The sequence below is a fragment of the Mycobacterium sp. C31M genome (assembly GCF_053345865.1).
In genome coordinates, this window is sequence record NZ_JBKFAX010000031.1 from 1 (window position 1) to 13710 (window position 13710).

17 protein-coding genes are annotated in these 13710 nt (G+C 67.0%); 15 read left to right on the forward strand and 2 right to left on the reverse strand.

Going from position 1 to position 13710, the window contains the following annotated elements; genetic code table 11:
* Nucleotides 1–244: 244 nt before the first annotated feature.
* From ACLBYA_RS30520 to ACLBYA_RS30535, 4 genes are read left to right on the forward strand one after another with little or no spacing between them, the layout of a single operon-like run.
* On the forward strand, nt 245–1864 hold the full coding sequence (locus ACLBYA_RS30520; protein WP_447713219.1) for a PucR family transcriptional regulator: 1620 nt from the start codon (nt 245–247) through the stop codon (nt 1862–1864).
* A gap of 28 nt (nt 1865–1892) precedes the next feature.
* Nucleotides 1893–2087: a hypothetical protein gene (locus tag ACLBYA_RS30525; protein ID WP_447713220.1), complete on the forward strand. Its 195-nt coding sequence runs from the start codon at nt 1893–1895 to the stop codon at nt 2085–2087.
* A gap of 1 nt (nt 2088) precedes the next feature.
* Entirely contained in the window at nt 2089–2349 is a 261-nt protein-coding gene (locus ACLBYA_RS30530) for a hypothetical protein (RefSeq protein WP_447713221.1), read from the forward strand.
* On the forward strand, nt 2339–3148 hold the full coding sequence (locus ACLBYA_RS30535; RefSeq protein ID WP_447713222.1) for a dienelactone hydrolase family protein: 810 nt from the start codon (nt 2339–2341) through the stop codon (nt 3146–3148). The genes ACLBYA_RS30530 and ACLBYA_RS30535 overlap by 11 nt, the downstream gene beginning before the upstream one ends.
* Before the next feature lies 1 nt (nt 3149).
* On the opposite strand, the gene ACLBYA_RS30540 is transcribed toward ACLBYA_RS30535, so the two are convergent.
* A complete protein-coding gene (locus ACLBYA_RS30540; protein WP_447713223.1) occupies nt 3150–3470 on the reverse strand; it encodes a DUF2218 domain-containing protein in 321 nt (106 codons plus the stop codon).
* Between the two features lie 163 nt (nt 3471–3633).
* Between ACLBYA_RS30540 and ACLBYA_RS30545 the strand changes: the two genes are divergently transcribed.
* Nucleotides 3634–3756, forward strand: coding sequence for a hypothetical protein (locus ACLBYA_RS30545; RefSeq protein WP_447713224.1), 123 nt, complete (start codon nt 3634–3636; stop codon nt 3754–3756).
* Nucleotides 3757–3770: 14 nt separating this feature from the next.
* Entirely contained in the window at nt 3771–4022 is a 252-nt protein-coding gene (locus tag ACLBYA_RS30550) for a hypothetical protein (RefSeq protein ID WP_447713225.1), read from the forward strand.
* 3 nt (nt 4023–4025) lie between these two features.
* On the opposite strand, the gene ACLBYA_RS30555 is transcribed toward ACLBYA_RS30550, so the two are convergent.
* Nucleotides 4026–5099 carry a diguanylate cyclase gene (locus ACLBYA_RS30555; protein WP_447713226.1) on the reverse strand — a complete coding sequence of 358 codons (1074 nt, stop codon included), beginning with the start codon at nt 5097–5099 and terminating at the stop codon, nt 4026–4028.
* 115 nt (nt 5100–5214) lie between these two features.
* Here ACLBYA_RS30555 and ACLBYA_RS30560 point away from each other — a divergent pair, with 115 nt between their 5' ends.
* From ACLBYA_RS30560 to ACLBYA_RS30600, 9 genes are all read left to right on the forward strand, one after another.
* Nucleotides 5215–6129: an SDR family NAD(P)-dependent oxidoreductase gene (locus tag ACLBYA_RS30560; RefSeq protein ID WP_447713227.1), complete on the forward strand. Its 915-nt coding sequence runs from the start codon at nt 5215–5217 to the stop codon at nt 6127–6129.
* 45 nt (nt 6130–6174) lie between these two features.
* On the forward strand, nt 6175–6639 hold the full coding sequence (locus ACLBYA_RS30565) for a GtrA family protein (protein ID WP_447713228.1): 465 nt from the start codon (nt 6175–6177) through the stop codon (nt 6637–6639).
* 97 nt (nt 6640–6736) lie between these two features.
* Complete coding sequence (locus ACLBYA_RS30570) at nt 6737–7147, forward strand: Rieske (2Fe-2S) protein (RefSeq protein WP_447713229.1); 411 nt, start codon at nt 6737–6739, stop codon at nt 7145–7147.
* A gap of 22 nt (nt 7148–7169) precedes the next feature.
* Nucleotides 7170–7634, forward strand: a complete 465-nt coding sequence (locus ACLBYA_RS30575) for a hypothetical protein (protein ID WP_447713230.1) — start codon at nt 7170–7172, stop codon at nt 7632–7634.
* A gap of 188 nt (nt 7635–7822) precedes the next feature.
* The gene (locus tag ACLBYA_RS30580; RefSeq protein ID WP_447713231.1) at nt 7823–8839 is read left to right on the forward strand and encodes a TerC family protein; all 1017 of its coding nucleotides are present in this window, start codon (nt 7823–7825) and stop codon (nt 8837–8839) included.
* A 104-nt stretch (nt 8840–8943) separates the two neighbouring features.
* The gene (locus tag ACLBYA_RS30585) at nt 8944–10266 is read left to right on the forward strand and encodes an MFS transporter (RefSeq protein WP_447713232.1); all 1323 of its coding nucleotides are present in this window, start codon (nt 8944–8946) and stop codon (nt 10264–10266) included.
* Nucleotides 10267–10326: 60 nt separating this feature from the next.
* Nucleotides 10327–11307 (forward strand): LacI family DNA-binding transcriptional regulator, encoded by a 981-nt coding sequence (locus ACLBYA_RS30590; protein WP_447713233.1) that lies wholly within the window; start codon nt 10327–10329, stop codon nt 11305–11307.
* A 79-nt stretch (nt 11308–11386) separates the two neighbouring features.
* Nucleotides 11387–12616 (forward strand): cytochrome P450, encoded by a 1230-nt coding sequence (locus tag ACLBYA_RS30595; RefSeq protein WP_447713234.1) that lies wholly within the window; start codon nt 11387–11389, stop codon nt 12614–12616.
* A gap of 50 nt (nt 12617–12666) precedes the next feature.
* On the forward strand, nt 12667–13701 hold the full coding sequence (locus tag ACLBYA_RS30600; RefSeq protein ID WP_447713268.1) for a phosphotransferase family protein: 1035 nt from the start codon (nt 12667–12669) through the stop codon (nt 13699–13701).
* Nucleotides 13702–13710: the final 9 nt, after the last annotated feature.

The following is a 13710-nucleotide window of genomic DNA, read 5'->3' on the forward strand; positions in this document are numbered from 1 at the left end:
CTTGGGCATCGTCGATCGAGGCCAGGGCGACCTGACCGGTCACCTGCCCGGAGGCCGGGTTGGTCACCGGCGCCGTCGAACCAGACGAACCCTCGAAGAAGGTGCCGTTGAGCCAGTGCTGAATGGTGGCCTGCATTGCGATGCGCTCGCTTTCTGTCGGAGTCGACTCTCAGCATGCGGCCCTTCAAGACCGGCAGTGGAGACAAAATGTCTCAGATATCGCGGTCATGCTTACAGTGTGTAAATGAAGCTCACCATCGCCGATGTGCTCGACCTGCCGGTGCTGCGGCGCGGTGAGCCCGAGGTGCTGAGCGCCCGCCGCTTCGACGAGGCGATCCGCTGGGTGCACGTCAGCGATATCGCCGACCTGTCTGCACTGGTGACCGGCGGCGAACTGGTGCTCACCACCGGCGCCGCACTGCGCGCCGACCCACGCCGTTATCTGCAGGGCATGGCAGCCGCCGGGGTGCTGGGTGTCGTCGTCGAACTCGGCGGGGCGGAGCTGCCGGACGGCACCGGCCGCTACGCCGAGCAGTTCGACCTGGCCCTGGTGGCGCTGTACCGCGAGGTGCGCTTCGTCGAGGTCACCGAGGCCGTGCACCGGCTGATCGTCACCGACCAGTTCGACCGGGTGGAGTTCGACCGCCGGGTGCACGAGACGTTCACAGACCTGTCCATGAAACGGGCCTCTGTCGGCGGCATCGTCGATGCCGCTGCCGCCATGCTCGACGAACCCGTGGTGTTGGAGGACCTGTCGCACCGGGTGCTGGCGGTGTCCGGACGCGGGCAGACCACCGAACTGCTGCGGGACTGGGAACGTCGCTCCCGGCGCACCGCCGGCACCGAACACTGGACGATGACGGCCGTCGGTCCGCGCACCCAGGAGTGGGGTCGGCTCATCGTCCCGTGCACCACCACTGACGCGTCGCGGACCCAGATGGTGCTGGAGCGTGCCGGGGTGGCACTGGCCCTGCACCGGATGATCGAACGCGACCGCTCCGGTCTGCAGCATCAGGCACAGGCCGGGCTGATCGACGATGTGCTGCGCAGCCGGATCACCGACGAGGGTGAGGTTGCCGCCCGGGCGCATGCGCTCGGGTTGCGGTCGTCGGCGCGCTATCTGCCGGCCGCCGTCCGCATAGACCGACCGGCGGACGCGGATCCAGTTGCCGGACAACGACACAACATATCGTTGCTGGACACCGTCACACACACGGTGAACAGCTCCGGGCACAGCGGACTGTTCTCGGTACGACGCGACGGTGAGATCGGGCTGGTGCTGTCACTGAGCGTGACCCGGCCCGACGATGCCGCGTTGAGCGCACTCGGTACCGAACTGCGCCGCGAGATCCGTCGCGTCGAAGGAGTGTCGGATGCCGTGCTGGCGGTGGGCCAGCCGGTGAGCCGGGTCATCGACGCGGTGCACGGACTGGGCGAAGCGGCACATATCGCCGAGGTGGCGGCGGCCATGGCCGACCAGACCTGCGCCTTCTACCGTGCGGCTGATGTCCGGCTGCGCGGGCTGATCGCGCTGCTGCGCTCCGACCATCGGGTGCAGGCCTTCGCGGAGAGCGAGCTCAAGGCGATGCTGGCCGGTGATTCCGCGAATATCGCAGTGCTGCAGGAGTATCTGCGATCAGCCGGGAACAAGGCTGCCGTCGCACAGACGCTGCACATGAGCCGACCCGCGCTGTACAAACGGCTGGCCGCGATCGAGAAGACGCTCGGTGTGGAACTCGACGACGGTGAGTCCCGCACCTCGCTGCACGTGGCACTGATGGTGCACGACGCGCAGCGGTTGCGCCGCCGGGCCGACGTCACCGCCGCACCGGTGCCGACCGAGATCATCGATCCCTACACCTGAGCCGCGCGCTGCGGTTAGGTTCGCAGATGTGACCATGCTGGACACGGCGCGCAGGATCATGGGCTACGAGATGCGAGTCGCGGAGTGGATCGGGTTGGCGGTGCTCCTGGGGATTCCGTACCTCGGCGTCGGATTGCTCTGGGCCGCCACACATCCCGGCCCGGTGGTCGGTTCCGTGCTGGCCTGGCCGCTGCTGCTGCTCTACAGCTTCTGCGGGATCTGACGTGTCGCGGTTGACGACGATCCTGAGCGCACCGGTCAAGGTCGAGGCGATGATCGAGATCCTGATGTGGCTCGCACTGCCCTACATCGTGATCGGGCTGGTGTTCACCATCGCGCACCCCGATGATGTGCGCACGTTGGAGAAGCAGGTTCGGACACAGCTGCCCGCGGGCGCAGATGTAGCGGCATTCGGGGCGACGACCCTACTGTGGCCGATGATGCTGATCACCGGGCCAGTCGAGGAGCACTGCCGTGTCGGATGACGACCTTTCAGATTTCGAACACACCGAGTTCACCCACGATGGCAAGACCCGCGCGGTCTTCCGTAAGGGCAGCGGTCCCGCCGTCATCGTGATCGCCGAGATCCCCGGCATCACCCCCAAGGTGCTCGACTTCGCCCGCAAGGTCAGCGATACCGGCTGCACCGCGGTGCTACCGCATCTGTTCGGGGTGCCCGGCCGCGAGCCGTACCCGAACTACCCGGTCGCCCTTCGCAACATGGCCACCTCGATGGTTCCGGCCTGTGTCAGCAAGGAATTCGTGGTGTTGGCGACCGGTCGGACCTCGCCGGTGATCGGGTGGCTGCGGGCGTTGGCGCGGGCCGAGCACGAACGCTGCGGCGGTCCCGGAGTGGGTGCCGTCGGTATGTGCTTCACCGGCGGTTACGCGTTGGCGATGGCCGCCGACGATGTGCTGCTGGCGCCGGTGCTGTCCCAGCCGTCGATGCCGGTGCCGCTGACGGCGGCGCAGAAGCGCTCGATCGACATCTCGCCTGCGGATCTGGAGATCGTCAAGGGCCGCTGTGCCCGCGGGTTGACGGTGCTCGGGTTGCGGTTTGATTCCGACAAACTGGTTCCGGCCGAGCGGTTCGACTTCCTGCGTGAACAACTCGGCGATGCCTTCGTCGCGGTGGAGCTCTCGGAGGCCGACGCCAATCCGGACGCTCTGCTGACCCCGCACTCGGTGCTGACCGAGCATCTGATCGACGAGCCCGGCCAGCCGACCCGCGCCGCCCTGGATCAGGTGCTGGACCTGTTCCGCAGCCGGCTGCTGGTCGCCTGAATCAGCTCGCCCGGGTCCAGGCGACACGCAGTTCGTCGCGGTCGCCGAACCGCTCCAGATGGCTGCCGACCACCTGTTCCAGCTGTGACAACTGCCCCACCGGTCCGGTGATGTCGAGTTCGAGGCTGCCGTCCGCGGCGGTCACCGAGGCGCGACCGTCGGCGCCGAGCTTGATCCAGCCCGCACCCTGCTCGGCCGACCACTCACCGCCGTACCGCCGGCCCATGTGGTGAACCAACTGCTTGCCGTACCGCTCGGGTCGGTCGGTGGGCACGCTGGCATGCGTCGACCCCTGTTTGACGGTCTTTCTCCAGAACGGCACGGACAGAGGCTAACCGGGCCGCGCCGACGACGGGAAGCCTCGGTGCGGGTCCGGTGTTGTCGTCGATGGAGCGCATACCGGCCGGGGTGTTCTCACTCACAAATCCCTTGCAACGAGCGGCGCCCAGGAGGATTATCTAGATATGCTAACAACAAGGCGATTGGTGCAATCGGTCGTCGTGTCGATGGCCGCGCTGACGGCCATCGCGATCCCGACCGTCGCACTCCTGCAGGACGGTCCGGTGCCGTTCCCCATCCAGATCACCATCGCCGACCCGCTGCCCTAGAGAAAGCCACCGCCATGTCCACCCTGCTGAAATCCGTCCGAGCACTGGTCATCGCCTGTGCTGCCGCCGTGGTGCTGATCGCGCCGGCACCGACCGCGCTGGCCTCGCCGGGCATCACCGGTCACGGCGGAGCGAACGGCGGTTGCAGCAGCGGACCCAACTGGCACGGCTGCGGCGGCTGGAACCCGATCCAGGGCGGTTTCGGCAGTGGCTGTGTCAACGGCATCTGCGGCGGCTGGGACGGCTCCCGGGCCTGGGTCGAATAACCGTCAGGCCGAACGCTCGTCGGGGTCGTCCCCCTCGGTGGTCGCCAACGCGGGTGACAGCAACAGCCGGAACTGATTGCCGCCGGCCTTGCGCGCCTCGTACATGGTGCCGGTGGCGATCGTCAGCAACTCGTCGAGCACGTCGTGGGATGCGTGTTCGGTCAACGGTTTGAGTGGTGTGCTCACCACACCGAGGCTGGCCGTCAGCTGGAACGGCGCCGACTTGATGGTGCCCAGGATGCGCTCGGCCAGCGGGGTCGGGTCCGGAGTGGTGAACACATCGGCCACCAGATACTCGGCGTCGCCCTGATGTCCGATCACCGCGTCGCCGCGCACGGTCTCGCGCAGTCGCTGTCCGATCGCCACCCGGGCCCGGTTACCGCCCGTCTTACCGGACATCGCGGTCAGCAACGAGAAGCTGTCCAGGTTCACCACGATGAGGATCAGGAAGCGGTCGTCATAGCGGCTACGTGATCCGATCAGGGTGGCCACGCTGTCGTAGAACGTCGCGCGGTTGAGCAACCCCGTCAGCGGTTCGATCTCGCCGTGCGGTTTCTCGGATCCGATGAGGCGCAACACCAGTTCGCACGCCAGGGCCATGAAACAGTTGATCAACGCCACGAACACCACGCTGGCCAGAGCCAGGGTGTAGCTGATGGCCACCAGCCGCCATGCCAGCACCGCCAGCGTCAGCACCTGCACCAACCAGATGGCGACAAGCCAGTTCCGGGAGTGGAACAGCACCGCATATCCGGTCGTCACGGTGAAGGCCGCCGATCCCAGCAGACCGAGCACCGGATCGGGATCGGTCGAACTGGTCGCGGCGATCAACGCCGTGCCCAGGACCAGGCACAGCTGGGATTGGCGCCGCGTCGGCCAGTCCGAACGTGACCAGATGACCACCATCGCGGCGCACAACACGAACAGCACCGCCGCCAGCGCCAGCCGGTACGGGTGCTGGTGGTCGAAGGACGCCGCCGTCACGACCACCGACACCGTGCCCAGGCTGGCGATGATCGCGGCGACCACGCGGGACGTGGCGATCTGCATATCGCGCGCGGCCAAAAACGCGGTCAACCACTCATAGTGATCGCCGCCTTGGTGCCACCCCCACCGCATTTGCGAACGGTACCAGTTCGGGCGGTCGCGGTACGGCCGAAATATGTTCCGGCGGTGGCGCTAGCCTGGGGCTATGGGAGCAAAGGCAACGCCATGGAACCCGGCCCGACTCGGAGACATGACCGGCAGGAGCGTGATCGTCACCGGCGCGACCAACGGTGTGGGACTGGCCACCGCCGGTGCGCTGGCCGGTGCCGGCGCGCATGTCGTGATGGCGGTGCGTAACACCGAGCTCGGCGCGCAGCGGGCGCGCGAGATCGGTGGGCACACCTCGGTGGTGGCGCTGGATCTGGCCGACCTGTCCTCGGTGCGTGGCTTCCCTGGCCGCCTCGACGCCGCCGGGATCGACACCGTGGACATCCTGATCAACAATGCCGGGACCCTCACCCAGGAGCGCACCGATACCACCGACGGTTTCGAGGCGACCATCGCCACCAACCTGCTCGGCCCCTTCGCGTTGACGAACCTGCTGTTGGACCGGGTGCGTTCACAGATCATCAATGTCGGCTCCCAGGCCCACGAATCGGCCAGCTTGCGGCTGTCCGATATGCACCTGCGCACCCACAAGTGGACCGTCATGGGCGCTTACGCGGCCTCCAAGTTGGCGGTCATGCTGTGGGGTCTGGAACTGGACCGCAGGCTGCGGGCCGCGGGTTCGCCGGTGATCAGCCAGCTCACCCATCCGGGTTGGGTCGACTCGAACCTGCCGCAGGCCTCGGACACCCCGTTGATGGGGGTGGTGTTACGCGGGGTGAAGCTGGTGGCCGGCGTGGTGGCCAATGATCCGGCCGCCGGTGCGGCGACCACGCTGTACTGCATCACCGAACCGATACCGCCGGGCAGTTATGTCGGCGTCGACGGGCGCTTCGGCCTGCGTGGGGGGCCGGTGCTGATCGGTCGATCGGCGGTCGCCTGTGACTACGACATCGCGGCACGGGTCGTGCAGTTCGCCGAACAGGAGACGGGTACAACACTTTCCATCCGTTAGCCGGCAGATAACGAAGCCTTCACCTGCCGATGGCACAGTGTGGGCGTGACGGTGGGATCGGCGAACGGCGTCATCGAACGCTTTCACCGATTCTGTGAGAATGTCGTCGCCCGGCTGCCGTTCGGGCTGAGTTCCCTTGTGGCGCCCACCTTTCTGGGCTTCGCACTGATCGCGGGCTTCACCTTCAGCATCGATATGGCGCTGCTGACCGTGCTGCACAGCGGCTTCGGGGTGGCGCTGCCGATCGCGCTGACCCTCGGCTACGTGTGCGCCTTCGCGCTGGCCTACTACCTGAACCGGACGCTGAACTTCCGATCGCACGCCACCGTCGGGCCGCAGCTGACCCTCTACATCGTGGTCGTCGCGATCAACTACGCGGCGTTCATCGTCGCGCTGCCGACCTCGCTGGCCGCCGCCGGCCTGCAATACCACCTGGCCCGACTGCTGGCGGGGTGCTGCGAGGCGGTCTACATGTACACCGCGCTGCGGCTCGTGGTCTTTCGCCGCTGAGTCTTTCGGCGCTGAGTCTTCCGGCGCTGAGTTTCCGGCCAAAGCGCACCACGGCGCCGCCTGCACGGCGAAGAATGGCCGCGTCTCCTCTTCAGATATGGAGATCGACATGGAGATCGGACGCAGGCAGGCACTCGCGGGTGCCGCTGTCGTGATGGGTGTCGGCGCGGGATGTGCCGGCAACGGTGCCGAACCCGCCGCGGCACCGGCGCCGGATTCCCCGGGTGAACCGGCAACTCTGGCCAAGACGACCGAGGTGCCGCTCGGCTCGGCGCTGGTGGTCGACGGCATCGTGTTGACCCAGGCCCAACCCGGCCAGATCAAGGGATTCTCCGCGGTGTGTCCGCATGCCGGTTGTGCAGTGTCCAAGGTTGACGGAGCAGAGGTCATCTGCCCCTGTCACGGCAGCACGTTCGCCCTCGACGGCGCCGTCGTCGGCGGCCCGGCCCGCAAGCCGCTGACGCCGGTGCCGGTCACAGTCCGGGGGGATTCGGTGGTGACCGGCTGAAACGCCGTTACCATCAGCGGCTGTGGCAGACGACGACACTCCGACTGACACCACGACACCGTGGTACGAGGAGTCCTGGGCCGTCGTCACCGCCGGTGTGGCCGGTGTGCTGGTGATCGGCGTGCTCATCTACGCGGTGTTGGAGACCTCGCAGAATGCCGTCGACCCGTCCCAGGGTCCGCAGTACTACACCAACTACCCGTCATCGTCGACGTCGACGACCACCACCTCGCGGACCATCAGGTCGTCCACCACCACGACCACCACCACGTCGTCGTCGGAGACCACCACGACCACCACGTCGGAGACCGCGACCACGACGGAGACCACCACGACGGAGACCACCACGACGGAGACCACCACGACCACTTCCGAGGACGCCACCACCGAGGACGAGTCGACCGCGACGACCGAGCCGACTCTCGACGATGACAATCCGTTCATCCTGGACCCGTTCGACACCACAACAACCGCCGACGAGGGCTAGCCAGACAGGGTTCGATTAGCTCAGGATGGGAACGTCTGACAGAATCGGCTACGAGGGGAGTACTCCTGCGCTGCGGTGTCGTCATCACGTTGTCCAATGTCGGATAACCGGTGCCGCGGGTCCGCGCTCGTGTTGCGCAGGCGGAAGAGACCTCGGCCGTTTGAACGACGACCGGAGGCTCTGTATCTATGAACGTGTCCACACTCGAGTGGGGCATCACCCTCGCCGTCACCCTGGGCATCCTGCTGGTGGATGTGCTGGTGTTCGGCAGAAGGCCGCATGAGCCTTCCACGAAGGAAACCTCGATAGCACTGACCTTCTACGTCAGTCTCGCCATCGCCTTCGGCATCTGGACCTGGACTTTCCACGGCAGCCAGTACGGTGTCGAATTCTTCGCAGGCTGGCTCACCGAGTACAGCCTGTCGGTGGACAACCTGTTCATCTTCTTGATCATCATGGCCAGCTTCAAGGTGCCGCGGATCTACCAGCAGCAGGCGCTGCTGGTCGGCATCATCCTGGCGCTGATCTTCCGTGGCATCTTCATCGCGCTCGGCGCGGTGGCCATCGAGCAGTTCTCCTGGGTGTTCTACATCTTCGGTGCCTTCCTCATCTACACCGCCTGGAAGCTGGCCAAGGACACCGACCACGACGACGACGGTGAGAACGGTGTCGTCCGGTTCGCCCGCAACTACCTGAACACCACCGACAGGTGGCACGGCCTGAAGCTCACCGTCAAAGAGGGCTCCAAACGGGTCATGACGCCGATGTTCCTGGTGATCGTCGCGCTGGGCACCACCGACCTGCTGTTCGCACTGGACTCCATCCCGGCCATCTACGGGCTGACCCAGGAGCCCTACCTGGTGTTCACCGCCAACGTGTTCGCCCTGATGGGTCTGCGCCAGCTGTACTTCCTGCTCGGTGACCTGCTCAAGCGGCTGGTCTACCTGTCCCAAGGGCTGTCATTCATCCTCGGCTTCATCGGTGTGAAGCTGGTGCTGCACGCGCTGCACGAGAACGAGCTGCCGTTCATCAACGGTGGTGAGCCGGTGCACGTGCCGACCATTCCGACGCTGGCCAGCCTGGGCGTCATCATCGTCACCCTGGTCATCACCACCGTCGCCAGCCTCTACAAGACCCGCGTGGTCGACAAGAAGGACGGCGATCCGGCCACCGACGAGCAGCAGCCGGCCAAGCCCGCCGAATAACAGGTCAAATCGAATCACCCCCGTCCGATGACGGGGGTGATTCGCCGTTAAGCGTGTTGCTCAAAGCCGTTATCCCGCTGGCTGATTCACTAACGTAGGTCGTCATGCCCGACGCTGAGCCATCTTCCCGTCGCTTCGCTCGCCCCGAAGCCGCCGCGCCCGCCGCTGTCCGCAAAGCCGTCGTCGGTGCGTCCATCGGTAATGCCGTGGAGTGGTTCGACTTCGCCATCTACGGATTCCTGGCCACCTACATCGCCGCGAACTTCTTCCCGTCGGGTGATGACACCGCGGCCCTGCTGAACACCTTCGCGATCTTCGCCGCGGCCTTCTTCATGCGCCCGCTGGGCGGTTTCGTCTTCGGTCCGCTCGGCGACCGGATCGGCCGGCAGAAGGTGCTGGCCCTGGTGATCCTGCTGATGTCGGCGGCGACGCTGCTGATCGGCCTGTTACCCACTTATACGGCGATCGGGGTGGCAGCCCCGCTGTTGCTGCTGATCCTGCGCTGCCTGCAGGGCTTCTCGGCTGGTGGCGAGTACGGCGGCGGTGCGGTGTACCTGGCCGAGTACGCCCCTGACAATCGGCGCGGGTTCGTGGTCACCTTCATGGTGTGGTCGGGGGTGCTGGGCTTTCTGCTCGGCTCGATCACGGTCACCGTGCTGCAGGCGGGGCTGTCCGCCGAGGCGATGGACAGCTACGGCTGGCGCATCCCGTTCCTGCTGGCAGCGCCGCTGGGGCTGGTGGGTCTCTACATCCGGTTGCGCCTCGACGACACCCCGGAGTTCACCGCACTCAGCCGCACCGACGATGTCGCGCAGCGTCCACTGCGCGAGGCGATCACCACCTCCTGGCAGCCTATCGTGCAGGTCATCGGGTTGTTCCTGATCTTCAACGTCGGCTACTACGTCGTCTTCACCTTCCTGCCGACCTACCTGATCAAGACCCTGGAGTTCTCCAAGACCGCATCATTTCTGTCCATCACGCTGGCCAGCCTGGTGGCCCTGGTGCTGACCCTGCCGTTCGCGGCGCTGTCGGACCGGATCGGCCGGCGGCCCATGCTGATCGCCGGGGCGGTGGCCTTCGCGGTGCTCAGCTACCCGTTGTTCCTGCTGCTGACCTCGGGATCGCTGGCGGCGGCCATCCTGGCGCACTGCCTGCTGGCGGCCATCGAATCGATCTACATCTCCACCGCGGTGACCGCGGGTGTCGAACTGTTCGCCACCCGGGTGCGCTACAGCGGTTTCGCCGTCGGTTACAACATCTGCGTCGCCGTCTTCGGCGGCACCACCCCGTACGCGGTCACCTGGCTGACCGCGCAGACCGGCAACCCCCGCGCCGCCGCGTTCTATCTGGCGATCGCCGCGGTGCTGTCGCTGGGGACGGTGCTGACGCTGCGCGAATCGGCAGGCAAACCGTTGGCGGCCACCTGACGGTCCCGGGCGGGGCGAGCGAAGCGACGGGAAAACAACAAAGCCTGCCATGATGTCGGGATGAACGCGCGCGGCGGACGAGCAACGAAAGCAGACGTCGCGCGGCTTGCCAACGTCTCCTCGGCGACCGTCAGCTATGTGCTGAACAACGTCAAGGGGCAGACCATCTCGGCGCAGACCCGCGCCGCCGTGCACGCCGCCGCCCGCGAACTCGGGTACCGGCCCAACCTGGCCGCCCGCAACCTGGCCCGCGGTGGCAGCGGGGTGGTGCTCTACGTGGTGCCGCGATTCTCGCTGGGCGAGTTGCTGCTGGAGGTCGGCAGCAGGTTGACCACCGAGCTGGGCCGCCACGGCATCGTGCTGTCACTGCAGTTCGAGACCGACGACGGCCGCAACGTCGTCGACGCCGTCGCCGACCTGAACCCGATCGCGGTCACCAGTGTGTTCCCGCTCAGTGGGGCCGCGCTGGATGCCGTTGCGGCAGCCGGTATTCCACAGATCCACCTGGGCAGCGCACAGCTGCACGCGATGGGGGCGCTGCACCTGAGCGTCGGCGAGATGCGGGTGGGCCACCTGGTCTCGCGGGGGCACCGCAGACTGGCATTCGCCTACGCCGAGGCCGCCGCGATGAGACCGCTGGGCGACTACTGGTTGGCCGGACTGCGGGTCGCCGCCGCCGACCTGCCCGAGATCGTCACCGCCGGGGTCGCCGCCGACGGCAGTGATGCGGCCGAGGTGGTGCGGGGATGGGTGGCCGACGGGGTGACGGCGGTCTGCGCACAGAGTGACGAGACGGCGCTGATCGTGTTGCACGGTATCCGCGAGGCCGGGTTGCGCTGCCCCCAGGACCTGGCGGTGATGGGCGTCGACGCGATCCCGCTGGGCACGGTCAGCGCACCGCCGCTGACCTCGGTGGGCTTTGATGCCAAGACCATCGTCGAGGTCTCGGCGGCGGCGATGATGTCCGAGCTGGGTTATCCCAGCGGGCAGGAACCCAGCAGCGCGAACGTCGCGCACCTGATCCAGCGCGCCTCGACCTAGATCATCCCGAGCTTGCCCAGAGGGCTGTGACACGCGTAACTTACGCGAGTAAGTAACAGCCCCGGAGAGGTGTGATCCAGTGACCGTCGACGCAAGCGCAGGACAGATTGACGGCACCGCCGTCGGCGACGTCTACTTCGACCCCTACAACGTCGAGATCAACGCTGACCCGTACCCGACGTTCGCCCGGCTGCGGGAGCACGCGCCGCTGTACTACAACGAACAGTTCGACTTCTACGCGCTGAGCCGCTTCGCCGATGTCAACAAGGCGCTCATCGACCACCAGACCTTCAGCTCTGCCCGTGGCGCCATCATCGAGCTGATCAAGGCGAACATCGAGATCCCCTCGGGTGCCCTGATTTTCGAGGATCCGCCGATCCACACCACGCACCGCAAGCTGCTGGCCCGGATGTTCACCCCGCGCAAGATCGCCGCGCTGGAACCCAAGATCCGCCAGTACTGCGCCGACGCGCTGGACCCGCTGGTGGGCAGCGGCAAGATCGACTTCATCACCGACTTCGGCGCCATCATGCCGATGCAGGTGATCAGCGCGCTGCTGGGCATTCCCGAGGACGACCAGGAGATGATCCGCGACCACGGCAACGACCAGATGCGCACCGAGGCCGGCCAACCGATGAAGGCCGCCAAGGAAGGCCTGATCGACGGTTCGATCTTCGAGACCTATATCGACTGGCGTAAGGACAATCCGTCCGACGACATCATGACCGACCTGCTCAACGTCGAGTTCACCGATGAGCACGGGGTGCACCGCAAGCTCACCCGTGAGGAACTGCTGATCTACATCAACGTCGTCGCGGGCGCCGGGAACGAGACCACGACCCGACTGATCGGATGGGCGGCCAAGGTGCTCGCCGAACATCCCGACCAGCGCCGCCAGCTCGTCGAGAACCCGGCGCTGATCCCGCGGGCCATCGAGGAACTACTGCGCTTCGAGCCGCCTGCCCCGCATGTGGCCCGCTACGTCACCCGCGATGTCGAGTTCTACGGCCAGACCGTGCCCGAGGGTGCCTCGATGATGATGCTGATCGGGTCGGCCGTCCGCGACAGCCGTCAGTTCCCGCCCGACGGCGAGGTCTTCGACATCCACCGGGTGCAGCGACCACACCTGGCCTTCAGTGTCGGCACACACTTCTGCCTGGGGTCGGCGCTGGCCCGGCTGGAGGGCCGGATCGCGCTGGAGGAGATCCTCAAACGATTCCCGGAGTGGACGCCGGATCTGGCCAATGCCGCGCTGTCGCCGACCTCGACGGTCCGCGGTTGGGACTCGATGCCAGCCTGCATTCCGTGACCGCCGCGCTGTCGGTCCCGGCGTCCTGGGAGGACGTCACCGCCGACTGGATGACCGCGGCGCTGGCGCGGGACTTTCCGGGTGCCGTGGTCGCCGGGGTGCGGGTCGCGATGCGTGACGACGGCACCAACCGTCGCGCCCGCCTGGAACTGAGCTACGCCCCCGGCCCGGCCGGGCCGGCGACCGTCTTCGCCAAGGCGGTCGACCCCGGGCACCGCGATCTGATCAAGCTGACCAGCGGGCTGCTGCACGAGCCCCGGCTGTTCACCGCTGTCCTCGAGGCAGGCGTCGACCTGCCGCTGGAGCACCCAAGGGTGTACGCCGCACCCGTCGACGAGGCGGCCGAGGATTTCCTGCTGGTCATGGAGGACCTGACCACGCGTGCTGCCGATCCCCGCGACGCCACCCGTCCGTTGACCGTCGATCAGGCGGCCGCTGGAGTCCGGGGGCTGGGCCGGTTGCACGGCGCGTTCTGGGGTGCGCGCATCGAGCGGCCCGGGCTGGACTGGCTGGAACCGTTCGTGGCCTGGGACGGCATGCAGTACGCCCCGCTGCCCGCCGCGCTGGAACGGCTCGGCGCCGATGCCCCCGCCTCGGTGCACGCGCTGACCATCGACGAGTTGGTCGAGGGCATCTGGAAACCGTTCATCCGGACGCTGACGGCGCCCGGTGTCACCCAGACGCTGCTGCACGGCGACCCGCATATCGGCAACACCTACCTGACCCCGGTCGGCGACCTGGGATTCCTGGACTGGCAGGTGGCCCGGCGCGGCAACTTCTCGGTCGATCTCGGGTACTTCCTGCAGGGTGCGTTGGTGACCGCGGACCGTCGGGCGGCCGAGCGGGACCTGCTGGCCGAGTACCGGGCTGCGCTGGGCCTCCCGGCCGATGAGCTGCCGTCGGCCGAGGAGATCTGGCTGCGCTACCGGGCGTCGGTCGCGCACGGACTGACCACCTGGCTGGCCACCGCCAGTGCGGGTGAGCTGTGGCAGCGGCCCGATATCGCGTTGGCACTGGCGCAGCGCTACAGCGCGGCCTACGAGGATCTCGAGACGGCGGAGGCGCTGGCGCAACTGAGCACCTAGGGTGGTGGC